At 45.4% G+C, this 22838-nt stretch carries 21 protein-coding genes; all 21 read right to left on the bottom strand.

The genetic code is table 11. The annotated features are described in order from the left end of the window. Positions 1 to 28 precede the first annotated feature (28 nt). A complete protein-coding gene (rbsB, locus tag Q0785_RS00885; RefSeq protein WP_298823881.1) occupies positions 29 to 952 on the bottom strand; it encodes a ribose ABC transporter substrate-binding protein RbsB in 924 nt (307 codons plus the stop codon). A gap of 13 nt (positions 953 to 965) precedes the next feature. Then, positions 966 to 1910, bottom strand: coding sequence for a ribose ABC transporter permease (gene rbsC, locus Q0785_RS00880; protein ID WP_298823879.1), 945 nt, complete (start codon positions 1908 to 1910; stop codon positions 966 to 968). Next, on the bottom strand, positions 1891 to 3393 hold the full coding sequence (locus Q0785_RS00875) for a sugar ABC transporter ATP-binding protein (protein ID WP_298823877.1): 1503 nt from the start codon (positions 3391 to 3393) through the stop codon (positions 1891 to 1893). The genes rbsC and Q0785_RS00875 overlap by 20 nt, the downstream gene beginning before the upstream one ends. An 18-nt stretch (positions 3394 to 3411) precedes the next feature. Further along, the gene (gene rbsD, locus Q0785_RS00870; protein WP_298823875.1) at positions 3412 to 3798 is read right to left on the bottom strand and encodes a D-ribose pyranase; all 387 of its coding nucleotides are present in this window, start codon (positions 3796 to 3798) and stop codon (positions 3412 to 3414) included. Beyond that, positions 3795 to 4676: a ribokinase gene (gene rbsK, locus Q0785_RS00865; RefSeq protein ID WP_298823873.1), complete on the bottom strand. Its 882-nt coding sequence runs from the start codon at positions 4674 to 4676 to the stop codon at positions 3795 to 3797. Before rbsK ends, rbsD begins: the two co-directional genes overlap by 4 nt. Further along, positions 4673 to 5656, bottom strand: coding sequence for a LacI family DNA-binding transcriptional regulator (locus Q0785_RS00860; RefSeq protein WP_298823871.1), 984 nt, complete (start codon positions 5654 to 5656; stop codon positions 4673 to 4675). The genes rbsK and Q0785_RS00860 overlap by 4 nt, the downstream gene beginning before the upstream one ends. A gap of 180 nt (positions 5657 to 5836) precedes the next feature. Next, positions 5837 to 7081: a dicarboxylate/amino acid:cation symporter gene (locus tag Q0785_RS00855; RefSeq protein ID WP_298823869.1), complete on the bottom strand. Its 1245-nt coding sequence runs from the start codon at positions 7079 to 7081 to the stop codon at positions 5837 to 5839. Between the two features lie 166 nt (positions 7082 to 7247). Further along, positions 7248 to 7622 carry a hypothetical protein gene (locus Q0785_RS00850; RefSeq protein ID WP_298823867.1) on the bottom strand — a complete coding sequence of 125 codons (375 nt, stop codon included), beginning with the start codon at positions 7620 to 7622 and terminating at the stop codon, positions 7248 to 7250. Positions 7623 to 7705: 83 nt separating this feature from the next. Next, a complete protein-coding gene (locus Q0785_RS00845) occupies positions 7706 to 9109 on the bottom strand; it encodes an MBL fold metallo-hydrolase (protein WP_298823865.1) in 1404 nt (467 codons plus the stop codon). Between the two features lie 163 nt (positions 9110 to 9272). After that, on the bottom strand, positions 9273 to 10091 hold the full coding sequence (locus Q0785_RS00840) for an enoyl-CoA hydratase-related protein (protein WP_298823863.1): 819 nt from the start codon (positions 10089 to 10091) through the stop codon (positions 9273 to 9275). Beyond that, positions 10075 to 10977, bottom strand: a complete 903-nt coding sequence (locus Q0785_RS00835) for a nitronate monooxygenase (RefSeq protein ID WP_298823861.1) — start codon at positions 10975 to 10977, stop codon at positions 10075 to 10077. Before Q0785_RS00835 ends, Q0785_RS00840 begins: the two co-directional genes overlap by 17 nt. Further along, entirely contained in the window at positions 10970 to 12151 is a 1182-nt protein-coding gene (locus Q0785_RS00830; RefSeq protein WP_298823859.1) for an acetyl-CoA C-acetyltransferase, read from the bottom strand. Before Q0785_RS00830 ends, Q0785_RS00835 begins: the two co-directional genes overlap by 8 nt. Then, positions 12148 to 12654 carry a TRAP transporter small permease gene (locus Q0785_RS00825; RefSeq protein WP_298823857.1) on the bottom strand — a complete coding sequence of 169 codons (507 nt, stop codon included), beginning with the start codon at positions 12652 to 12654 and terminating at the stop codon, positions 12148 to 12150. Before Q0785_RS00825 ends, Q0785_RS00830 begins: the two co-directional genes overlap by 4 nt. A 13-nt stretch (positions 12655 to 12667) precedes the next feature. Next, on the bottom strand, positions 12668 to 13975 hold the full coding sequence (locus Q0785_RS00820; protein ID WP_298823855.1) for a TRAP transporter large permease: 1308 nt from the start codon (positions 13973 to 13975) through the stop codon (positions 12668 to 12670). 51 nt (positions 13976 to 14026) lie between these two features. Then, complete coding sequence (dctP, locus tag Q0785_RS00815; RefSeq protein WP_298823853.1) at positions 14027 to 15157, bottom strand: TRAP transporter substrate-binding protein DctP; 1131 nt, start codon at positions 15155 to 15157, stop codon at positions 14027 to 14029. A gap of 131 nt (positions 15158 to 15288) precedes the next feature. Further along, positions 15289 to 16791, bottom strand: a complete 1503-nt coding sequence (locus Q0785_RS00810) for a long-chain fatty acid--CoA ligase (RefSeq protein WP_298823851.1) — start codon at positions 16789 to 16791, stop codon at positions 15289 to 15291. A gap of 13 nt (positions 16792 to 16804) precedes the next feature. After that, complete coding sequence (locus Q0785_RS00805) at positions 16805 to 17389, bottom strand: TetR/AcrR family transcriptional regulator (protein WP_223639527.1); 585 nt, start codon at positions 17387 to 17389, stop codon at positions 16805 to 16807. Positions 17390 to 17403: 14 nt separating this feature from the next. Beyond that, positions 17404 to 18552 (bottom strand): acyl-CoA dehydrogenase family protein, encoded by a 1149-nt coding sequence (locus Q0785_RS00800; protein WP_298823848.1) that lies wholly within the window; start codon positions 18550 to 18552, stop codon positions 17404 to 17406. Between the two features lie 221 nt (positions 18553 to 18773). After that, a complete protein-coding gene (locus Q0785_RS00795; RefSeq protein ID WP_298823846.1) occupies positions 18774 to 20681 on the bottom strand; it encodes a sigma-54-dependent Fis family transcriptional regulator in 1908 nt (635 codons plus the stop codon). 147 nt (positions 20682 to 20828) lie between these two features. Continuing rightward, on the bottom strand, positions 20829 to 21596 hold the full coding sequence (locus Q0785_RS00790; RefSeq protein WP_298823844.1) for an SDR family NAD(P)-dependent oxidoreductase: 768 nt from the start codon (positions 21594 to 21596) through the stop codon (positions 20829 to 20831). A gap of 17 nt (positions 21597 to 21613) precedes the next feature. Then, positions 21614 to 22783 carry a dihydrolipoamide acetyltransferase family protein gene (locus Q0785_RS00785; RefSeq protein WP_298823842.1) on the bottom strand — a complete coding sequence of 390 codons (1170 nt, stop codon included), beginning with the start codon at positions 22781 to 22783 and terminating at the stop codon, positions 21614 to 21616. Positions 22784 to 22838 lie beyond the last annotated feature (55 nt).

Below are 22838 nucleotides of genomic sequence, written 5' to 3'. Positions count from 1 at the left end.
GTTACCCGCATATCTATTCTTTATTTTTTTACTCCACCAATTCCAGCTCGACAGGAATCGATGCTTCAACTTCTTCACCTTCAAGTGACTGGACTGCCGTTTCAACGGCCATTTCACCGATCATTTCAGGTTTTTGAGCAATGGTACCGTCTAACCGGCCTTCTTCTACAGCTTTAACTGCATCTTCATTTGCATCAAATCCGACAACCGCAATATCTTTTCCTGAAGCTTCAATTGCTTCAAGAGCACCTAACGCCATTTCATCGTTATGAGCAAAGACACCTGTAATGTCAGGGTTTGCCTGAAGAATGTTCTCCATTACGGATAAACCTTCAGAACGGTTGAAGTTCGCTGTTTGTTTAGCGACCACCTCAAGGCTGTCAGCCGCGACATTGTTAAAACCTTCTCCACGCTCGCGTGCAGCTGAAGATCCTGAAACGCCTTCAAGTTCTGCAACCTGAGCACCTTCACCCACGATTGAAACCAAGTGTTCGCCTGCCATTTCACCGCCAGCGATATTATCTGAAGCGATATGGGAAACCACTTCGCCACCTGCAGCACTGCGGTCAACGGTGATGACCGGAATGTTTGCAGCATTCGCTGATTCTACTGCGGCCGCAACCGCTTCAGAGTCTACAGGGTTGATCATGATCAGATCCACTTCCTGCTGGATCAAATCCTCTACATCACTTGCCTGCTTTGAAGCATTGTCCTGTGCATCTACTACTGTCAATGTCGCACCAAGCTCTTCAGCTTTCGCTTCAGCACCTTCATTCAGTGTAACGAAAAATGGATTATTCAATGTCGAAATTGAAAACCCGATTGTGTAATCGCCGCTTGCTTCTCCGCCATCGCCGCTTTCCTCTTCAGAACTTGAACCTGGAGCTTCCATTGAACAAGCCGCCAAAATCATCATTGCCATTAAAATGAACCCCAATTGCATTTTTTTCATTTTCCTGCACCCCTTATGCTGTTTTTTTACGGTCCAGAAGAACCGCTAATAATATGACTGCACCCTTCACCACTTGCTGGAAGAAGGACGGAACCCCAATCAAGTTCAAACCGTTATTCAGTACACCAATGATCAAAGCACCGATTAGCGTGCCCACGATCCATCCACGGCCACCGGTCAGGCTTGTACCGCCTAGAACAACAGCAGCGATGGCATCAAGCTCGAACATCTCACCGGCAGTCGGCTGAGCCGAATTTAGCCGCGATGTTAAAATCAGTGAAGCTAATGCCGCCAATAACCCAAGCAACGAATATACATATATCTTGATGCGGTCTGCATTGATCCCTGATAAGATCGAGGCTTCTTCATTGCCGCCTACTGCATAGACACGGCGCCCGAAAGTCGTCTTTTTCAATATGAAATACAAAATTGCGAAACTGACGATCATGGTTACTACCGGAATAGGAATTCCAAGGAAATAACCTTTCCCAAGCATCTGGAACGTCAGGCTGTCGCCCAATCCTGAAATAGGACGTCCGTCTGTGTAGACCAATGTCAAACCTCGATAAATGGTCATTGTCGCCAATGTAGCGATAAAAGGCGCCACTTTACCTTTTGCAATAATGACTCCGTTAATTGCGCCCAGAACTGCCCCAAGCAAAAGCCCAAGCAGCATAGCAAAAATCGGATCTACCCCGCTTGCCATCATTCCTGCTGAGACAGCTCCCGTTAAAGCGAGAGTCGCTCCGACCGATAAGTCGATGCCTCCTGTCAGAATGACGAAAGTCATCCCGAAGGCGATCAAAGCGTTGATGGAAACCTGCCGAAGGACGTTCATTAAATTGGATACCGATAAAAATCCTGGATTTAAAATGGTGATAATCACGATAATGAGGATTAACCCGATAAATGGAGCGATTTTTTGTAAGATTGATTGATTATTGGTCTTCAACTGCAAGTTTTCCACCTCCTGTAGCAAAATGCATAATTCGTTCCTGTGTCATTTCGTTTTTCGCTAAATCAGCTGTTATTTTTCCTTCGTGCATCACCAGGACGCGGTCAGCCATGCCGATCACTTCCGGCAATTCTGAAGAAATCATTAGAATCGCCACACCACGCTCAGCCAGTTCGTTGATGATGGAGTAAATCTCCTTTTTCGCACCGACATCAACTCCGCGTGTCGGTTCATCCAAAATCAGCAATTTCGGTTCAATGCCAAGCCATTTTGCAATCACCACTTTTTGCTGATTTCCGCCGCTTAAGGATTTCGCTGCCTGGTCAGGGCCGGATGTACGGATGCCGAGGCGTTTGACCATCGTGTCGTAAAGCTGGCGTTCCCTGTCTTTAGAAATCAAGCCGTTTTTGGATATGGCCGCAAAATTCGTCATGCTGACATTTTCCTCAACTGTAAAGTCGACAACAAGCCCTTCTGATTTCCGATCTTCCGTGACATAGCCGATGCCCATTTCTTTGGCTTTTTTTGGCGTATCAATTCTGACTTGTTTGCCGTCGAACTCGATCGTACCACCGTCCAGCTTCTTGTAGCCGAAAAGCGATTGTGCCACTTCTGTACGTCCCGCTCCCATGAGCCCTGCAATGGACAGCACTTCACCTCTTCGGAGTTCAAAAGAAATATCTTCGAAACAATTTTTTCGGCTTAGGCCTTTAACAGCCAGTTTGATTTCACCGATTGTCGATTTCCGTTCCGGGTAACGTTCTCCCAGCTCCCGGCCGACCATCATCTGAACAATTTCATCGAAGGAAGTTTCGCTTATTTTTCGCTCTCCGACAAATTCACCATCGCGTAAAATGGTAATTCGGTCGCAAAGAGAAAAGATCTCTTCCATTCGGTGAGAAATATAGATGAAAGAAACACCGCGCTTCTGGAGGTCCCGGATGGTTTTGAACAAATTATCGATTTCACGGTCTGTCAGCGCTGCCGTGGGCTCATCCATGATGATCACTTCTGCATCCACTGACAATGCTTTGGCAATTTCTAAAATCTGCTGTTTGCCGACTGATAAGGAACTGGCGGGATCAGCAGGATTGATATCAAGACCCAGGTCAAGCAGAATTTGGCGCGTCTTTTTTTCCATCTGCTTGGTTTTCAATATTCCGGTGCGGCCAATGGTTTCTTCCCGTCCAAGAAATAAATTATCCGCAATCGACAGGTGAGGCAGGATGTTCAATTCCTGATGGATGACCGCAATGCCTGCCTTTTCAGCTTGTTTTGGAGAAGTGAAATTGACTTGTTCGCCTTTCACTTCAATCATTCCTGAATCACGTGTGTAAATTCCGGACATCACTTTCATCAAAGTTGATTTGCCGGCGCCATTTTCGCCCATCAAAGCATGGATTTCACCTTTTTCGAGAGCGAAATGGACGTTTTTCAATACTTTATTGCCGCTGAACGATTTGGAGATATCGGTCATTCTAATCATTGGATTCACCTGCCTTTTTTAAAAAATAACGCCAGATCGAAGGACAATATTAGCGTATGGTGTCGCTTCCCCTGTGCGGATGATCAATTTCGCCTGTTTGGTGAGTTCTTTCAGTTCATCGTGTGTTATATAGTCTGCTGTTATTTTTTCCAGGATCGCTTTTTCAACTTGAGGATTGCCGGCTGTTATTTCCCGGGCAATAAACGCTGCTTCTGCTTCGAAGTCAGCCAGTACAGCTTCCAGGATAGTCAGGAAGGCAGGCTCCCCTATCATATAAGATAAGTCCACACACGGAATGTCTTTCGGAATCGGCAACCCGCAATCCGCGATCACCAGAAGATCCGTATGTCCAAACGACGCCAAGGCTGACGCTATGTCACGGTTGATGATGCCATGTTTCTTCATGGACGGCCACCTGCCATCCGCTCGATTACAGCTGCCCGTTCCGGCATGCCTCCCTGGGCGCCGAACTTCTCTACGGACAAGGATGCAGCAGCATTCGCAAAACGCACAGCTTCTTCAAAAGCCTGCCCTTCTGCCAGCGCTGAAGCAAGTGCGCCGTTGAAGGTATCACCGGCTCCAGTGGTATCAACTGCTTTTGTAGGAAAGCCTCCAACAAGGACATGCTTTTCTCCATCATAGAACTGCGCACCCTTTTGTCCGAGCGTCACTACAAGACGGTTTGGGTATTCCTCTAAAGCTGCTTCCCAATCGCCGCCAAAAATTTCTTCCGCTTCTGTTTCATTGGGCGTCAGGTAGGTGCAGTAAGGCAGAAGTTCAGCCGTAAATCCACTTGCCGGTGCTGGGTTCAAAATAGTGGGAACGCCGTGTTGATGGCAAATCTCCAGAGCCCGTTGAATAACAGGAATCGGCATTTCCAATTGCATCATCACCAAGTAGCTTGCAGCGAGTTGATCCGTTAACGCATCGATTTCTTCTGTTGTGACGCTATGGTTTGCCCCTGGCACCACGATTATGCGATTATCGCCTTCGGACAGAAGAATATTGGCGATCCCGCTGGCACCGTCAGTCTGTTTGACGTGCTGTACCTGAATCCCCTCTTCTTTCAATCCTGCCACCAGCTCATCCCCAAATGCATCCTGCCCGACAGCTCCGATCATATGGACACCGCTTCCAAGCCTTGCAGCTGCCACCGCCTGATTGGCGCCTTTACCGCCAGGAACTGTCGTATAAAGGTTCCCTAAAGCTGTTTCTCCTTGTTTTGGAAAACGGTCTGTTTGTACGACCAGATCCATATTGATGCTGCCTACTACTGTAATCATTCCGACACACTCCTTGTTGTTCCACGAATGACCAATTTCACGGGAACTTCATAAAAACTCTGATCGATTTCTTTGTTTTCAATTTGCTTAATCAGGACCCGGGTCGCAACTGCGCCCATCTTGTAGACATCCTGAGCGACTGTCGTCAATCCAGGCGACAGCATCTCGCCCATTGCCACTCCATCAAAGCCGACAATCTGCAAGTCATCAGGCACATGTTTTCCAATCGTACTTGCCGCTTTTAAAGCACCTGCCGCTGAAACGTCACTGCTGGCAAAGATGCCATCGATTGTTGGATCGGCCTCTAGTGCACGTTCCACAATCTCCTGTGAATCAGCAAAGTGGAAGGGGCTAGTCACTACTCGGTAATGCACCTTCGAATTTTGAATTGCTTCCATAAATCCTTCATACCGGTCGTTCGCCGGATTCAATTCTTCAGGTCCCCGGAGGAACAGGATATTTTGGCATCCTCTTTCCAGCAAAGCATTCGTCCCCATGACCGCGCCTTCTTTGTTGTTTGAGGAGACAGTCGGAATTTTCTCGTTGATCGCCCGGTCAAGTGCCACAATCGGCACATTGGCATTGGCATAATGCGGCGCATCGAGCTGATTGGACGTCACGATAAAACCCGCAATGTATTTTTTCTTTAATGTTTCAATATAGTTCTTTTCTTTTTCGGGATCTTCGTCCGAATTGCACAGCACCACTGTGTACCCATAAGTCAAAGCCACATCTTCAACCGCCCGCGCAAGTTCCGGGAAGAAAGGGTTGGTGATGTCAGGCAAAATCAAGCCGATTAAGTTCGATTTCTTCGTATTCAATGAACGCGCGACCGGATTCAACTCATATTGCAGTTCTTCAACTGCGGCGGTTACTGCTTTGGCAGCTTCTGTACTTACATATCCACTGTCATTTAAAAACCTGGAAACCGTAGCCACGGAGACCCCTGCTTTTTTCGCTACATCTTTAATAGTGGTCATAAAAAACGACTCCGTTCTCCCCCTGATGTGTAACCGGTTACACATAATATATATTGTTAAGGTTTTGTTGTCAATGTGAACATTTTCCAGTTGCACGAATTTTTTTTGCTTGAAAATCAGTGTTGTCTTCTATAGATAGACAAAAAGGATTCCCGCATCGCTGCGGAAACCCTTTTCTCATTAAGCATTCATATTTTCCATTCGTAAATCTCTATCTTTTTCAGTTTCTGCCACATAAACTGCACATGCCGCATCTCCTGAGATATTGACTGCTGTCCGTGTCATATCCAACAGGCGGTCAATTCCGATGACAAGGCCGATGCCTTCTGGCGGAAGACCCACACTGCTCAATACCATCGCAAGCATAATCAATCCAACGCCTGGAACGCCTGCCGTACCGATACTTGCGAGTACAGCTGTCAGAACAACTGTGACAATGTCCATTGCGGATAGATCAATGCCGTATGCCTGGGCAATGAACATCGTTGCAACCCCTTGCATGATGGCCGTCCCATCCATATTGATCGTAGCTCCGAGTGGTTGTACAAAGGAACTGACGGACTTCGGCACACCTAACTTATCCTGCGCCACTTCCATAGAAATCGGCAGGGTGGCCGTACTGCTTGATGTACTAAAGCCGACACTCATTGCTGGCGCAAAGTTTTTGAAAAACCAGATTGGGTTTTTCTTCGCCAAAAATTTGATGGTCCCGCCATAAGTGAAGAGTGCGTGAACCAAAAGTGCCGCTACAATTACCAGCATATAAGAGCCCATCGCTTTCATAGCGGAGAACCCTTGCGAACCGACAGCTGTAGCAATAAGGCCGAATGTCCCGTATGGAGCGAACTTCATGACGATTCCCACCAGGTACATCATGACGTCATTGCCCTGCTCAAGTAAATGGACAATTCCCTTGGTCTTTTCGCCAAGAGCCGTCAGTGCCAATCCTACAAAAACAGCAAAGACGATAATTTGCAGCATATTCCCTTCCCCTAAAGCCGCAATCGGATTGGAAGGAATCATATTCAATAGAGTTTCACCTACAGATGGCGCTTCCTGCACTTCAAAATCTGCACTTGAGAGATCGAAGTCCCCAGCAAGCCCCGGCTGGATGAGCGCTGCCAATGATAAGCCGATCACTATCGCAATAGTGGTCGTAATCAGAAAATAACTGACCGTCTTAATGCCGATCCTTCCTAATTTAGCAGGATCGCCAAGCCCGGCTGTACCGAGAATAATGGAAAATAAAACAAGTGGAACAACCAGCATTTTAATCAAACTTAAAAATATTTGGCCAAGTGGCACAAATAGATATGTATTCAACGCTTCAAAAGATCCAGGTGCGAATAGGTTTATCAACAAACCTACGAGTGCTCCCAAAACGAGTCCGCTCAGTACTTTTACGGTTAAGCCAGGTTTTTTCATTCATTTCCCTCTTTCGTTTCTAGACATAAAAACATTTTATAGGAAAGTGTATATTGGTGACAACTTTTAAGTAATTCGCCGAATCTACTGTGTTTTCAAAATAAATTTACTATTTTAAGATATAAAAAACCTATGTAAATGAGATCTCATTTACACAGGTTTGAGGTTAACAGCATGCGGTATGCATTTTGTCTTTACGGTTTTCGTTCATTAAACTATAGCTGGCCACATTGAATCCTTTTTGATGGAGCAGGCGGGCTGCTAAATTTTTTTCCAATTGATTTTCTGCAATCAGGTGAATCGGCTTTTTCGGTATTTCCTGGTAGCCTCTTGAAAAATAAGAAATCGGCAGATTGAAAGCCTCGGAAACCGGCTCTTTATCGGATACATTATAAGCCCGGACATCCAGCAAAGCGTAGGAGCTGCCATCAATCCGGTCAAGCTGCTCCTGTCTTACTCCATGAACCGGAACATGCCGTTTATAAACTCCATAGGCTGCTATGGAAACGGGGAGGCCAATCAGCATTACACTTGCTATCATTTCATTTCTCCTTCTTCTTGTGGAGTTCACTCATTTTTTCAACTGGTGATTTCGTATGAAATCTGGTTGAAGTTCCAAAACGATTAAACCGTCATTTTTTCTTTCCACTTTGAATAGCCACCGGTCAGGTTCACCAGGTTGTCGATACCATTCGCTTTGAGGATGCTGGCCGCAATTGCAGAACGTGCACCTGCCTGACACTGAACGATTACTGTTTTGTCTGTCTCGACTTCTTCCAGACGGTTCTTCAATGTGCCGATCATAATATGGTCAGCTTCTTCAATATGGCCTTCTTCATATTCAGTCTGGCTCCGGACATCCAATACATAGCCTTCTCCGTCTTCAATGAGCTCCTTAGCTTGTTCAGGAGTCACGTTTTGGTAGGTATCCAAATGCGCTGCTTCATTGATTGCCTTCGAAACGTCGGCATAGCCTGCTATACCATCTATACCGATGGAATGCAGAACCTCAAGCACCTGGTCCAAGGATTCCGGCTCCAGCAACAGATAAAGCGGCTTTTTATAATCGGTGATCCAGCCGGCCCAATTGGCAAAAGATTTATTGAACGGAATATTGATGGTTCCTGGAATATAGCCATTACTGAATGAAGGGGCAGGGCGCAAGTCCAGAACCTGGTGGCCATCCGCAATCAATGCCTCAAGCTCTTTGACTGAACCGATAACTTTTGGCTCCGGGAGATCTTTCACTAATTCCACACCTGTTTTATTGACCGATTTCATGACCGCAAAATAATAAGGCGGTTCTGGTTGTCCATCCAGCAGTTCTTTTTGGAATGCTTGTGCATCATCATACTGCAATGCCCAGTTGAACAGCTTCTCATAGCCGACAGTAGTCGATGGCACGGCGCCGAGTGCTTTCCCGCAGGCACTTCCTGCTCCGTGGGCCGGCCATACTTGAAGATAGTCCGGCAGCTTTTTAAAGCGTTGAAGTGACTCGAACAACTCTTTTGCCCCCGCTTCAGAAGTCCCCTGTATGCCTGCCGCCTTTTCGAGCAGGTCAGGTCTTCCCACATCGCCGACAAATACAAAGTCTCCAGTGAAAATACCCATTGCTTTATCCGCTGAACCGCCACGGTCCGTCAATAGGAATGAAATGCTTTCAGGCGTGTGGCCCGGTGTATGCATCACTTCGAACACCAGATTGCCGATTTTGAACTGGTCGCCGTGCTGCAGTAATCGATGATTCAGGTGATCGATATTCTGATATTTCCAATCCGCATCGCCTTCATCAGACAAATACAAGGTGGCTCCGAAACGATTCGCCAATTCACGCGAACCTGAAACAAAGTCAGCATGGATATGCGTTTCAAGCGCTCCGACAATATTCAGATTTTCTTTTGCCGCGAGCTCTTCGTAGGCTTCAATATTGCGCATCGGATCTATTACCACCGCTTCCCCGGTCGCCTGGCAACCTACTACATATGAAGCGTGCGCTAAATTTTCGTCATAGAAGTATCGTAATAACATCTCATCAATTCCCTTCAGCATTTTTTTATTAACCTCAATATACCACCAGGGGTATATGGTGTAAACTATTCTGCTTATGGAGAAGCAACTTGCGCTTACCTACAAAAAAGTTGGATCCGAATGCCATTCTCATGACGTTTGGATCCAACTCTAGTTTGATCTTTTAATTTTTCTTCTCAAAAAACTCCGGCAATTCACTGGCCTTCATCGGGAATTCCGCTTTGCGCTTGTCGACAAATGACTGGATGCCTTCATCAGCATCCGCATTCTGACCGGCCCAGTGCAGAAATTTGGATTCAACCAAATGGGACTCAAGCGGATGATCCTGCCCCAGCATCTTCCACAGCAGCTGACGGGTAAAGCTGTTTGAAGTGGCAGCAGTGTTTTCGACAATTTCCCGGGCGATTTCATAAGCCTTAGCGAGCGGATCTTCCGATTCGTATTGCATCAAACCGCTTTCCACTGCTTCGGCAGTCGGTATGTAACGGCCCGTCAATGTCCATTCGAGCGCTTTGCCGATTCCCACAACTCTTGGCAGGAACCAACCCGAGGCCGCCTCGGGACCGATACCGCGCCGGCCGAAGACAAAACCGATTTTCGTGTCTTTTTTGACGATCCGAATGTCCATCGGCAAAGTCATCGTCATGCCGATTCCAACAGCCGGTCCATTGATTGCGGCAATGATCGGCTTGTTGACTTCGTATACTTGAAGGCTGACCTGGCCGCCCAGGTCCCGGTACTCATCGGAGGATTGCTCAGAGGAAAAAGTCGATCCCCCTTCCGATAAATCCATACCTGCGCAGAATGCCCGGCCGCTGCCAGTCACCACAATGACGCGCACGCTGTCATCGCCATTGACTTCCCGATAGAAATGCAGCAATTCCTCATTCATTTTTTCGGTATAAGCGTTCATGTGATCGGGACGATTCAAGGTTAATGTCAGAATCCCGTCCTGAAGCTCAGTTTTAATCGTTTCGTACAAGCCCAGCCACCCCTTCCTCATATTCAGCAAGCAATTGGTCCACAATTTCCTTTGTCGTCTCCCGTTTGGTGATGGTGGTGACTCCATGGCCAGCCGACCAGATATCCCGCCAAGCTTTGGCATTCACCAAGTGAGACAGATCGATTTCGTCTTTCGGCTTCAAAGTCTTAGGATCGATTCCCTGTTTCACTAAGCTCGGAATCAGCACGTTGACCGGTACTCCACTGAAAGAATCGGTATAAAGAACATCTTCCACTGACGAATCGATGACCATCTGCTTGTATTCTTCCGGTGCGCTGCTTTCTTCCGCTGCCAGAAAACGTGTACCCATATAGGCGTAATCGGCTCCCATCAACTTAGCTGCAGCCACATCCGCTCCTGTAGACAAAGAACCGGACAAAATAATCGTTCCACTATAGAACTTTTTGACTGCGGCAATAAAAGCGAAGGGGTTGATCGTGCCGCCATGCCCTCCCGCTCCAGCGCAAACAAGTATTAGGCCGTCCACTCCGCTGGAAGCCGCTTTTTTCGCGTGCCGGATATTGGCGACATCCGAATAGACCAGACCGCCATACGCGTGGACGATCTCGATGACATCGGCCGGCGAACCAAGTGAGGTAATGACGATGGGCGGTTCGAATTGGCGGATCAACTCAAAATCTTCTTCGTATCGCTTATTCGAACCGCGGTGGCAGATGAAATTGACTGCCCAGGGCTTTTCTCCAAGAGATTCCTTTACTTCTTTCAGCCATTCGGCACAGGTTTCGATCGGACGCGCATTCAACAGCGGAAACGATCCGACCACTCCTGCATTCGATGCTTCAATGACCATTTTTGGTGTTGACACCAAGAACATCGGTGCAACAATGACCGGCAGCTTAAGCATGTTCAATCACCACCGCAATTCCCTGGCCTCCGCCAATGCACAGACTGGCTACTCCATATCTGCCGCCCCGGCGCTTCAGTTCATATGCCAAAGACAATAAGACCCGCGCACCGCTCGCACCGACCGGATGTCCCAAGGCAATCGCACCGCCGTTGACATTGACCTTTTCACGGTCCAAACCGAGCTCTTTCTCCACCGCCAAATACTGCGCCGCAAATGCTTCATTCAGTTCAAACAAGTCAATATCATCAAGCGTCAATTCAGCCCGCTCCAATGCCTGTTTGATAGCGGGTACAGGTCCGATGCCCATGATGGTCGGATCCACTCCAACGACTCCCCAGGATACAATGCGCGCCATCGGCTTGAGGCTATGCTTTTTCACCGCTTCTTCGCTAGCCACGATCAAAGATGCCGCTCCATCGTTTATACCAGAAGCGTTGCCAGCCGTAACCGTTCCATCTTTTTTGAACGATGGCCGAAGTTTCGACAAAGCTTCCTGACTGGCATCCGGTTTGATGTGTTCGTCTTTATCGACCACCACGACACCTTTTCGCGTTTTTACTTCGACACCGACAATCTGTTCCGCAAATGCACCGGATTCCGTTGCCCGTGCCGCTCTTTGATTTGATTCCACTGCAAAAGCATCCTGCTCTTCACGTGAAATATCATATTGTTCCGCAAGTTTTTCGGCGGTCATTCCCATCCCGCTGCCTGTATACTGGTCTGTCAATGTCGCCGTCAGCATATCATCAAATTGCAGATTGCCCATTTTTGACTTGCTGAAGCGCTGATCAAAACTGGAATACGGAGACATCGACATATTCTCCGCACCTCCCGCCAGCACCAGGTCCGCCTCTCCCAACAGAATGTGCTGGGCTGCCGTCACGACAGCCTGAGCGCCTGATCCGCACAAACGGTTCAGTGTCAGGGCAGGCACTTCCTTCGGTACCCCCGCTTTCAAACCGATATGGCGAGCGATATAAGCAGCATTCAAACTGGAGTGAATGACATTTCCGTAAAAAACATGATTGATGTCCTCCGCTTTGACGTTCGAGCGCTTCATGGCCTCCACTGCTGTGGCCGCTCCAAGTTCCGTAGCATCGGTATTGGCGAATGACCCTCCAAATCCTCCAAAAGCCGTTCTCGCTCCATCTATTAAGTAGACATTATTCATATTCCAACTTCCCCTTCCTCGATTCTAGGTTTTCTGAAGAACCTTAAAATGACTTCTAATAGAACAAATAAAAAACCAATGGGCACTAAGAAATAAATAGGCCAGACCGAGACTAAGCTCCCTCCTAATGGGACAGCCATCTGGCTTTCAAAACCTGACATGGCGAACAGGAATCCATAATAGGTCAATAGAGTAAAAACGCCCAAATCAATAACAAGAATCAATATGTCATTGAACTTCTGAAAAGCTTTTGGCGTTTTTGCAATTATTTCTGAAAGCCTCGGCAAAACACCTACCCAGTAGACATAACCCAATGCTGGAAAGATGGCCATGGGCATCAGGAAAAATTGAACGATTTCATAAGTTCCTGAAATCGGGCTTCCAAAAACGTTTCGCATAAAAACATCTGCTACAATAATCAACATCATCAGAAAAATGGAGATACCACTAAAATATTTTCCTGCATTTCGAAGAATATTATTTATCTTTTCCAAAATCACCATGCTTTCACCTTCCTTATCTCATCTGGCTTGGTAACCAAGTCACTAATTCCGGGAATGCAATCAATAACCCGATTACAACTACTGTTGCGACTACTGCAAAAATAGTCGAAGTTTTAAATAGCCGCTCAATAGGAATACCGGACACTCCTCCAACGGCATATACGCTGATTCCAACTGGAGGTGTAATCATTCCGACTGTACAGACAACCGTCAGCATAATTCCAAACCAGAGAGGATCTACAGCAATTGTCTCCAATATAGGCGTAATGATCGGTACAGTCATCAGAATAACCGCCACTCCCTCGATAAACATAAATAGGAAGAAGTAGAAGACCATTATAATAATTATGACTAAAGTTGGCGTTTCAAGAAGAGGTCCCAATAAATCAATGATTTTTCGGGGTACCAGAGACAACGAAATAAATCTTCCGAAAAGTGAGGCACCAATAACAATGAACATAGCCATAACTGTAATTTTTGTTGTTTCAACCAAGGAGGTTCTCAGAAAATCCAAATTCAGTTTCCCCAGTAATGCAGCCATGATCAAGGCTATAAATGCACCTACAGCGCCTGCTTCTGTAGGAGAAAAAATACCAAGGTAAATTCCTCCGAAAATAGAGATTCCCATCAATGAGCCAAGAATCGTTACCACGATGTAACGGGAAATCGGCACATTATCGCTGACAAATGTTTTTGAAGCAGCATTCAGTGCTTCCCGATTCATCCGCAAATAGAAGATTGCAACTACAGAAAAGACCAGCATAAGCAAAAGGCCTGGGATGAGTGCCGCTGTAAACAAAGATCCAATTGATATTTGCGCCACCACTCCATACAGAATCAGAATGACACTCGGAGGAATGATGGCAGAAAGCGAACCGGCGGCGGCTGCAATCGTTCCAGCCAAGTGGTCCGGATACCCTCTTTTTTGAAGCTCCGGCACAGCAATCTGTCCGAGCGCAGCAGAAGTTGCCGTTCCAGATCCAGATACTCCACCCAATAACCCTCCCAGCAGAATGGTCATCACGCCCAAAGGTCCTGGCCTTCCACGTGATATGGTATACATCAAACTGTACAGATCTTTGACAATGCCGGCCTGCATGACAAATTGGGCCATTAAAATGTACAGTGGAATTGTAGTCAATGCATAGCTGGCTGTTCTGGTGAATGGTTCATTCTGCAAAAAACCACTTAAAAGATCCATCCCGCCAATCAGAAAAATCCCTAATATACCGATTGAAAACATTAAGGAGCTGATATATTGGCCTGCGATCAAAAAATAAAGAAAAAGAACAAGCGAGATGATAATTATAATATTTTCCATAGACAAGTTCCCCCTAACTTTAAAAAAGGAGCACAGAGGCTCCTGATTTAACTACTCTAAGTCTAAAATATCCTGAGGAAGAACTGCGCCGGATTCAACAAGCATATCTCTCCATAGAAGAGCCATCTCCTTACCGCCCAACCCCTGTGAATCCAAATCTTCAATCCAATCATTCCAAGAGTTGACGACGGCTGATTCCAGCAAATCATGCACTTCCGGAGTAACATCGTCAAAATGAGTTATTTCTCCACCCTTTTCTTTATTGGAAGCAATATTCTCTTCTGTTTCGCCCATTGTCAAAGCCGCACCTTCATGCACAATCGACTCAGCATTTTCCCGGAATACCTCTTGAGTTTCAGGGGATAATGAGTCCCATGTCTCTTTAGTCATTGCAGTGTGTCCGACAAAGTGTCCTAAGTTGACTCCTGTGATTGTATGTTTGATCAGTTCATCCAATCCGAATGCAATCCAATCAGGTGCATTATAGATGATTCCATCCAAGGCATTTCGGCTTAACGCATCATAAGCGTCAGAAATCGGCATTGATTGCCCTGTTATCCCTAACTCGTTCGCCAAAATTTCATGAACGCGAGAAGCGGTACGAACACGAAGTGCAGCTGTAAAATCAGCCGCAGATTCAAACTTCTGGTTTGTCGTCGAGAGCACGTACGGCTCTGTTGCAGGATTCGCAAAAGCTACAAGATCTTTATCTTCGAACTCCAATTGGTAGTATGTCTTTCCATCAGCGATTTCGCGGTCACTCTCCATCATTTTGGCCATGGCTTCTGTGGCGATACCCGCATCAGAAGTCAAAGTTGGAAGCATTACCACTTCGGTATAAGGAAATCTTTGCGGATCATAAGGCGGCATCAAGGTCAGCGCAATATCGATCTGTCCCGAGTTAAGCGCGTCCAATTCCCCACCGAGCGTCACCAGTTCTCCAGAAGTGAAAATATCAAATGTTGCTTGCCCGCCGGATTCTTCTTCTACAGCAGTTGTTAATGGTTCAAAGAAACCTCGATGCCAGAAATGCTTGTCGGGTACACCAGAAGAGGCACGAAAGTTCTTCGCCTCTCCACCTGCTTCTGCTTCACCTGACGAAGATGAACCAGTTTCTTCACCACAGGCACTTAAAACGAGAGCACTAGCCAAAACAACAGACATCCACTTCATTTTTTCCATAATGAAATCCCCTTTGTATTTATTATTTTTTCTATTTTGCTGTAATACGAGAGCTCCGGTGGCAGCAACATGGCTTTTCTGCTTCTGATAAATCCCATTTACAAGAAAACGCTTACACTTTTTCCTCCTCTTCAACCAATTTTTTCTTTAGCCCGTAATGTATGTTTTAATACTTTACCGGAAGCATTTCTTGGCAGTTCTTCCATAAATTCAACTTCGAAAGGCACCTTATATTTTGCAAGCTGCGTTGCACAATAGCTTTTGATCTCTTCTTCAGTTATAGACTGACCATTCTTCAGTACCGCATAAGCCTTCGGAACTTCGCCATAAACTTCATGTGGCACTCCCACTACAGCAGATTCCATGAGCTGTGGAATCTGGTAAAGAACTTCTTCCACTTCGACCGGGTATACATTTTCTCCGCCTCGAATGATCATATCCTTTTTCCGGTCTACGATATACAACAGCCCATCTTCATCAAATTTACCCAAGTCCCCACTATAGAGCCAGCCGTTTTTGATTGCCTGGTGAGTGGCTTCAGGATTTCTCAGATAACCTTTCATGACCTGAGGCCCTTTCACTACTATTTCTCCAACCTGCCCAACAGGAAGAGGCTCGCCAAACTCATCTACTACCTGAACATCTGTTTGGGGCAATTTTTCTCCAACTGACCCGATTTTTTCTAGAGCCAGATGATCTTTCAAGGTGGAGGCGGCTGGAGCATTTTCAGTCTGGCCATATAAATTTTGTACGGCTACATTCGGAAACGTTTCTTTCAATGTCTTCACCAGTTCATAAGGCATGGGGGCTGCCCCATAACCAAACAGACGAAGGTTCGGCAGTTCAACTTTCTTGATATCAGGTAAGTTCAAAATAATACTGAACATGGCCGGTACTCCAAAGAACATTGTCGGACTCTCCTGCTGCAGCATATCAAGCGTTTTATCAGGAGAGAATGCTTCTTCGATGATGATGCTCCCGCCCTTATAAGTGACTGGAACAACAAATACATGGCTTGCTGCACAATGGAAGAGCGGTGTCGAAACTAGCATCCGGTCACTTTCTGTAATCGACATGGCTTCAGACCAGATTTCACCCGCGGCTTTCACATTGTTGTTGGTCAACATTACTCCTTTTGGTTTTCCGGTCGTTCCTGATGTATACATGACAACTGCCGTATTTTCACCCGCTAATTCAGCAGCAGTAAATAGAAGGGATTCATCCTCAAGTATTTTTCCTAACGAATCCTTTTCGCCGCCAATTACGAGTAAATCCTCAAATGAATAACTGGTCTGATCAACTGTCTCTTCAATCCGAACATCATAAATCAAGGCTTTGGCTTCAGAATTCGAAAAAATATATTCAATTTCTGGTGCAGCCAGTTTCGTATTGACCGGCATAACAGTAAACCCTCCGAGCTGGATCCCGTAATAGCAAACTAGAAAAACATCTGAATTCAATGAATACAAAGCGATGATGTCTTCTTTTTGATACCCCTTATTCTGAAAATAAGCAGCTACACGCTGAGCTTTTTCGAAGAATTCTCTATAAGTCCATTCTCGTCCGTTGTAGGAAGTGTAGATTTTATCCGGATACTTTTGGACATTTGCTTCTAAATTTTCAGTAATGAACATTCTTCCCGCCCCTTTATTTCAATAATTTAATGATCGAATCCCCAAATGTCTTTTGCAGCTCTTCTTTTGAAAGCCGTCCCCCAGGCCGATACCATTGCTGTATCCAGTTCATCGACCCAAGAATGATCATTCTGGAAATCAGTGGATCATTTACTTCGAATTCACCGAATTCGACTCCCCTACCAATGATCTGATCAAATAAATGGGAATAGAATTTCCGAAGATCCAGTACTGCAGTCAACTGTTCTTCCGTAAATATCTGTTCAGGCTTCAAAATCATATTGAATGTCTCTTTTTCTTCAATTGCATAATCAATATGTGTAACGATCATTGCTCTTAGAACTGCTTCTGCTGTACCGCTTTTTTTTAGATGTTCTTCCTGTTCCTCAATGGCGGCTCCAAGCACCAGATTATGGCATTGGAACATCAAGTCGCCTTTATTTTTGAAATAGTAATAAAGCGCTCCTTTAGTCATCAGCAGATCAGCAGCAATTTCTTCCATCGTAGCGCCTGAATACCCTCTGCGATTCACGATAGCCACGGCGGCCATCAATATTTCCTCTTTTTTCTTTAAGGCCCTTTTTTCCGCAAGCTTCATGCTTTCTTCCACCCCTAGGCCAGAATTTTCTTGGCAATGATGTTTTTCATGATTTCTGTTGTGCCCGCATAAATGCTCGTGACAGGGATGTCGCGATAACGCCGGGCAATTTCGTATTCCTCCATATAGCCATATCCACCATGGAGCTGAAGGCATTCAGCAGCAACCCTTTTTGCCATCTCACTAATCCACCACTTTGCCATGGATACTTCTTTGACAATTTCTTCGCCCGCGATATGTTTTTCTGTCAGTGTATTGACGTACGTTCTTCCTATATCGATTTCCGTTGCCATTTCGGCGATTTTGAATTGGGTATTCTGGAAATCTGCGATACGGCTTCCAAATGCTTTACGTTCTTTTACATAATCAATCGTCAAACGCAACATTTCTTCCGCCTCTATTTGAACCTGTAATGCGACAACCAGACGTTCCTGCTGCAACTTATCCATTAAGTAATAGAACCCTTTTCCCTCTTCACCGAGCAAGTTTTCGGCAGGAACTTTGGCATCTTCAAAAATCAGTTCAGCAGTATCCCCCGAATGCATGCCCATCTTGTGGAGTTTTTTGCCTGTTCGGAATCCTTCTGTACCTTTTTCAACGATCAATAAGCTGATGCCTCTGTGAGCAGGTTCCGCTTTCAAATCTGTTTTACACACCACCACAATGTAATCTGCATTCTGCCCATTGGTGATGAATGTTTTTTCACCATTCAGGATATAATGATCTTCGTTTCGTTGCGCAGTCGTTTTGACGCCTGCTAAATCGGAGCCTGCACCTGGTTCAGTCATCGCAATAGCTGAAATGAATTCACCAGTTACACTCTTTGGAAGCCATTTCTCCTTTTGCTCTTCTGTCCCATAAGAAGATATGTAAGGGCTTACAATATCAGAGTGAAGGCAAATCCCGCTAGCGAGCCCAACTCCCACACGCTCTAATTCCTCTGTCAATATGAATGAATATGAAAAATCTAAAGCTAAACCGCCATACTTTTCATCCACCCATGGCAATAAGAAACCATTCTCGCCAAGCTTGGTCCAAAACTCTCGTGGAATCGCTTTTTCTTCCTCCCATTTTTCATAAAAAGGATAAGCTTCTTTATCCAACATTTTTCTCAAGGATTTTCTGAACAGTTGATGATCTTCAGTTAAAAAAGATGCTTCCATGTGTCTCCTCCTTTAAGCATTTATAATTATCTGAAAATTTGTATTTATTTTATATTACCTGCCTTTTTTTGAATATGCAATAACTTTCTTACTAATACTTTAATTTTTAACGCATAGTTTAAATAATATGTTATATTACCTACTTTCCTGACTTCCACCACCTTGTGCCATCAGGCAGAAAAATACCTCAAACAAATATTGTTTGAGGTTTTAGGAAAAGACTATTTTTTAAAACTTTCCTTTACCGAGATATTCTGTTCATCCGCCCACCGATAGACGGTGCTGACAGAGACACCTAAAGTTTTTGCAGCCTGTTCTATTTTTTCTGAATGCCGCAAGACTGCTCTCAGCATTTGTGCCTTTGTTTCTTTTGCTGTTATTTTATATAATTCCGGATTTTCCTGCGGTGATGTTTCTTTCGCTATATAAGCTGGTAGGTATTCCAACGTTAAAATGCTCCCGTCACAGAATACCTCCATTTGCTCTAATACATTTTTTAACTCTCTGAGATTCCCCGGCCACTCATAAGCCATAAAGGCATTTACTGCTTCAGGTGCCAGTTTTTTTGTTCTTGAAAAATAATCGACCAGAAGCGGCAAGTCACTTTTCCTTTTCCGGAGAGGCGGAATCTCCAAAGTCAGGATATTCAATCGATAAAATAAATCAAGCCTGAATTTCTTTTCTTTCACCAGAGACAATAAGTCCTGATTGGTGGCTGCGATGATTCTGACATCCACCGACTTTGAGCGGTTTGACCCGAGAGGTGTAATCTCTCTTTCCTCCAAAACACGCAATAAGTTCGCTTGGAGGTCCAAGGGCATATCGCCGATTTCATCAAGGAGCAATGTTCCTCCATGAGCCGCTTCGAACTTCCCTTTCTTGCCGCCGCGTGCCGCATTCGTGAAAGCACCATCTACATAGCCAAATAATTCACTGGCAATCAGCTCCTGCGGAATTGAAGCACAGTTGATGGCAAGAAAAGGACCACGCTGTCTTGAACTGTCATTATGGATAGCCTGGGCAAACAGTTCTTTCCCCGTTCCGCTTTCGCCGATCAATAAGACATTTTTATCTGTTTTGGCTGCTTTTCTTGCATAGTCCACTGTTTTCCGAAAACCCTCTTCTTCTCCCACAAGAGAAGAGAACTGGTGTACCGCCGTCCTGTTCATCAATTCTTTCGACACTTTCCGTTTGAGGATCAGAATATTTCCGATATGCTCCTTTTCGATGCTTATTTTTCGGGAAGTCAGAAAGAATTGGGTTCCGCCTCCGCTTTCTACACTGGATTCGCCTTTCAATATCACTTCATGTTCATTGATCGTTTCAGTTAAGTCCGTTGAAAAAGACTTCAGCTTTTCAATCTCGTTTATCTTGAGCTTTTCAAAATTACTTCCTGGAAGATGAAGAAGGTGTGCAGCAATTTTGTTCATACGAAGAATTTCACCATGAAGGTTAACGATGACTATTCCATCCGAAACCGATTCCAAGGCAGCATTAAAGTAATGGTTGCTCATATACTTTTCATGCTCCAGCTCTTTTTGTTCAATCAATTTCATGATTGCTTCGGCAGCTGCCTTCACCAAAGCCAAGGAATGCGGATGAGCGGTATTCAAATAGCCGACCACTGTTATAACACCGATAATTTCAGATGAAAGCGAATCACGGATAGGGGCACTTGAACAATGGGAAGTATGCCACGCTACACAATAATGCTCTGCTCCCACCAGTTGGATCGGACCGCCGATTGCAATTGCTGTTCCGATGGCATTGCTTCCAGAATGCCTTTCACTCATTTTGGCGCCAACTTTGAAATTAGCACTTGCCGCATTCATAGCAATTTCACTGTCTCCAAACAATTCCAAAATGACACCCTCTTTATCTGAAAATGCAATGATGCTATCGCTTCCACGGACCACAGCGAAAAGATCATCCAATAAAGGACGGATCAGGTTCAAGAGTTCTATGTTTTTCCGGATTTTGCTTTCTATTGCTTTTTCAGTGCAGATTACCGGCGCTGCCAAAAGATCGGGATTTATCCCATACTCTTTGGAACGGCTCCAAGACTCCGCTATGACTTCCCGGACTTCACCTTCCGGCGTATTCCATTTAACATGATTTGTCCAAGCCATTTTCAGCTTCCTGTTTTTTTCGGGGCGCCTGACAGTTGCGTCGGTGGGTTTATATACATGTATGTCAGCCAAATCCAACCACTCCCGTTTTTAGTATGTATAGAAAAAGGGCGGACTTCCGCCCTTTTCCGATATGAAGCCGCCTGCTTAAACTGTGCTCCATCCGCCATCTACCGGCAGAATGACTCCAGTTACATAACTGGCTTCATCAGATGCCAAAAACAACGCAGCTCCGGCAATTTCTTCCGGTTCTCCCACTCTTCCAAGCGGACCCGTTTCGTAGTTTTTAGCGATTTCCGGAATATCCAGCACTTCGCTGATCATCGGTGTATTGATTGCACCCGGGCAAATGCAATTGACACGGATATTGTGCTTCCCGTAGTCGGCTGCCATCACACGTGTCAATGCTACAACCCCGCCTTTTGACGCCGTATAGGCGTCTGCTCCAGTGACACCGATTATGCCATTTAAAGAAGAGTTATTGATGACACTCCCTTTCCCTTGCTCGATCATTACCGGAATGACATACTTCGACATCAAAAAAGTGCCATTCAGATTAATACCCATAATGCTGTTCCAGTCATCCAACGGTGTCTCTAGAATAGAGGCCATGGTGTACTTGGAACGGGAAGAAAAACCGATGCCGGCATTATTGAATAAAATATCGATGCGGCCGTATTTGTCTTGAACGACGCTAACCAGTTCTTGGACATTCTCTTCATTTGAAATGTCCGTTTTGAAAAACATCGCTTCATTTCCGGCATCAATGATTTCTTTTTCCACTTGCTTTCCCGCTTCTTCATTCCATTCGGCAATGACAACTTTTGCTCCCTGTTCAGCGAATAGCAAAGCAGATGCTTTTCCCTGACCACTTCCTGCCCCCGTAATGATCGCTGTTTTCCCTGCTAACCTCATAGCCATCCTCCTATTCTTCAACTCAATTCTTCCACTGTTAAATTTTCAAATGCTTTCTTCACTTCATTCGTAAAATGGGCACCTGTCACGCCATCGATAAAGCGGTGGTCGTAGCAGATCGACAAAACCATAATCGGGGCAACAGAAATTTCGTTATCCTCACCCACGATCGGCGTCTTCCGGATTGCGCCGGCAAAGATGATGGTTGATTGTGGGCTATTGACAATCGGGGTTCCCGATTCTATGCCAAGGCTTCCAAGATTGGAAATGGTGATCGTGCCATTTTCATAATCCTCCATTGCCAATTCTTTGTTTTCCGCTTTTTCGGCCAGCTGTTTGATTTCTGCAGAAATCTCCTGAATCGATTTGCTCTCTGCATTTTTCACAACCGGTACCACCAGTCCATGAGAGCTGTTGACGGCTACAGAGATATTCACTTCTTCGTAGACAGTGATTTTATTGTCGTCTTCCAACTTGCTGTTGACGAGCGGATAATTCTCCACTGCATTGCCGACTGTTTTTACAATAATGTCATTCAATGAAACATCGCCAAGCTCTTTTTTCACCGCTAATGCCTTCGTCATATTAACAGATACCATTTGAGTGAACTGAGGAATGCTTTGCCAGCTGTTCAGGACATTTTGTGCCATTGCTTTCTTAACACCATTGAGCGAAATCGTCTCTTTCACTTTAATAGTTGAGCTTGAAGCTGGAGCTGATGCATTACGGATATCTTCTTCAGTGACGATTCCATCTTTTCCAGTTCCGTCTACGGTATCCAAAGAAACCCCAAGTTCTTTTGCGAGTTTCCGCGCTCTCGGTGAAACTCCGCCTTTTCTTGCAGCTGGCTTCGATTGATCCTGAGCAGCCGCTTCTTTCACAACTTCTTCTGTTTTTTCTGCAGGCGCTGCTTTCGCGTCATGTGTATATATCGACAAATCCGCTTCTTCATCCGCCGCACCTAAAATGGCAATGACTGTATTGACCGGAACTTCAACATCAGCAGGAACGATGATTTTTTTCAATATCCCAGATTCCTGAGCTTCTATTTCCAAGGTCGATTTTTCGGTTTCCAACTCAAATAAATAATCACCTTTTTTTACTTCCTCACCTTCTTCAACCAACCATTCGGTAACTGTGCCGTTTTGCATCGTCACCCCTAAACGAGGCATTTTCACTTCATACATCTTATGCACTCCCCTCCAAAAGTAATCGTAAAAAATCTAAAGAGGGGCCGGTTTG

It is taken from the genome of uncultured Planococcus sp. (genome assembly GCF_947501725.1).
In the GTDB taxonomy this organism is placed as follows: Bacteria; Bacillota; Bacilli; order Bacillales_A; family Planococcaceae; genus Planococcus; species Planococcus donghaensis_C.
This window is presented reverse-complemented; position numbering and strand designations above follow the sequence as displayed.

Excerpts from the sequence above, each read along its gene's own strand:
- Q0785_RS00860 (WP_298823871.1), bottom strand. The coding sequence starts at position 5,656 with ATGACCACTATTAAAGATGTAGCGAAAAAAGCAGGGGTCTCCGTGGCT.
- Q0785_RS00805 (WP_223639527.1), bottom strand. The coding sequence starts at position 17,389 with ATGAAGCTTGCGGAAAAAAGGGCCTTAAAGAAAAAAGAGGAAATATTG.
- Q0785_RS00800 (WP_298823848.1), bottom strand. The coding sequence starts at position 18,552 with ATGGAAGCATCTTTTTTAACTGAAGATCATCAACTGTTCAGAAAATCC.
- Q0785_RS00795 (WP_298823846.1), bottom strand. The coding sequence starts at position 20,681 with ATGGCTTGGACAAATCATGTTAAATGGAATACGCCGGAAGGTGAAGTC.
- dctP (WP_298823853.1), bottom strand. The coding sequence starts at position 15,157 with ATGGAAAAAATGAAGTGGATGTCTGTTGTTTTGGCTAGTGCTCTCGTT.
- Q0785_RS00810 (WP_298823851.1), bottom strand. The coding sequence starts at position 16,791 with ATGTTCATTACTGAAAATTTAGAAGCAAATGTCCAAAAGTATCCGGAT.
- rbsB (WP_298823881.1), bottom strand. The coding sequence starts at position 952 with ATGAAAAAAATGCAATTGGGGTTCATTTTAATGGCAATGATGATTTTG.
- Q0785_RS00835 (WP_298823861.1), bottom strand. The coding sequence starts at position 10,977 with ATGCTTAAGCTGCCGGTCATTGTTGCACCGATGTTCTTGGTGTCAACA.
- Q0785_RS00845 (WP_298823865.1), bottom strand. The coding sequence starts at position 9,109 with ATGTTATTACGATACTTCTATGACGAAAATTTAGCGCACGCTTCATAT.
- Q0785_RS00785 (WP_298823842.1), bottom strand. The coding sequence starts at position 22,783 with ATGTATGAAGTGAAAATGCCTCGTTTAGGGGTGACGATGCAAAACGGC.
- Q0785_RS00790 (WP_298823844.1), bottom strand. The coding sequence starts at position 21,596 with ATGAGGTTAGCAGGGAAAACAGCGATCATTACGGGGGCAGGAAGTGGT.
- Q0785_RS00830 (WP_298823859.1), bottom strand. The coding sequence starts at position 12,151 with ATGAATAATGTCTACTTAATAGATGGAGCGAGAACGGCTTTTGGAGGA.
- Q0785_RS00825 (WP_298823857.1), bottom strand. The coding sequence starts at position 12,654 with ATGGTGATTTTGGAAAAGATAAATAATATTCTTCGAAATGCAGGAAAA.
- Q0785_RS00820 (WP_298823855.1), bottom strand. The coding sequence starts at position 13,975 with ATGGAAAATATTATAATTATCATCTCGCTTGTTCTTTTTCTTTATTTT.
- rbsD (WP_298823875.1), bottom strand. The coding sequence starts at position 3,798 with ATGAAGAAACATGGCATCATCAACCGTGACATAGCGTCAGCCTTGGCG.
- rbsK (WP_298823873.1), bottom strand. The coding sequence starts at position 4,676 with ATGATTACAGTAGTAGGCAGCATCAATATGGATCTGGTCGTACAAACA.
- Q0785_RS00850 (WP_298823867.1), bottom strand. The coding sequence starts at position 7,622 with ATGATAGCAAGTGTAATGCTGATTGGCCTCCCCGTTTCCATAGCAGCC.
- Q0785_RS00875 (WP_298823877.1), bottom strand. The coding sequence starts at position 3,393 with ATGATTAGAATGACCGATATCTCCAAATCGTTCAGCGGCAATAAAGTA.
- Q0785_RS00855 (WP_298823869.1), bottom strand. The coding sequence starts at position 7,081 with ATGAAAAAACCTGGCTTAACCGTAAAAGTACTGAGCGGACTCGTTTTG.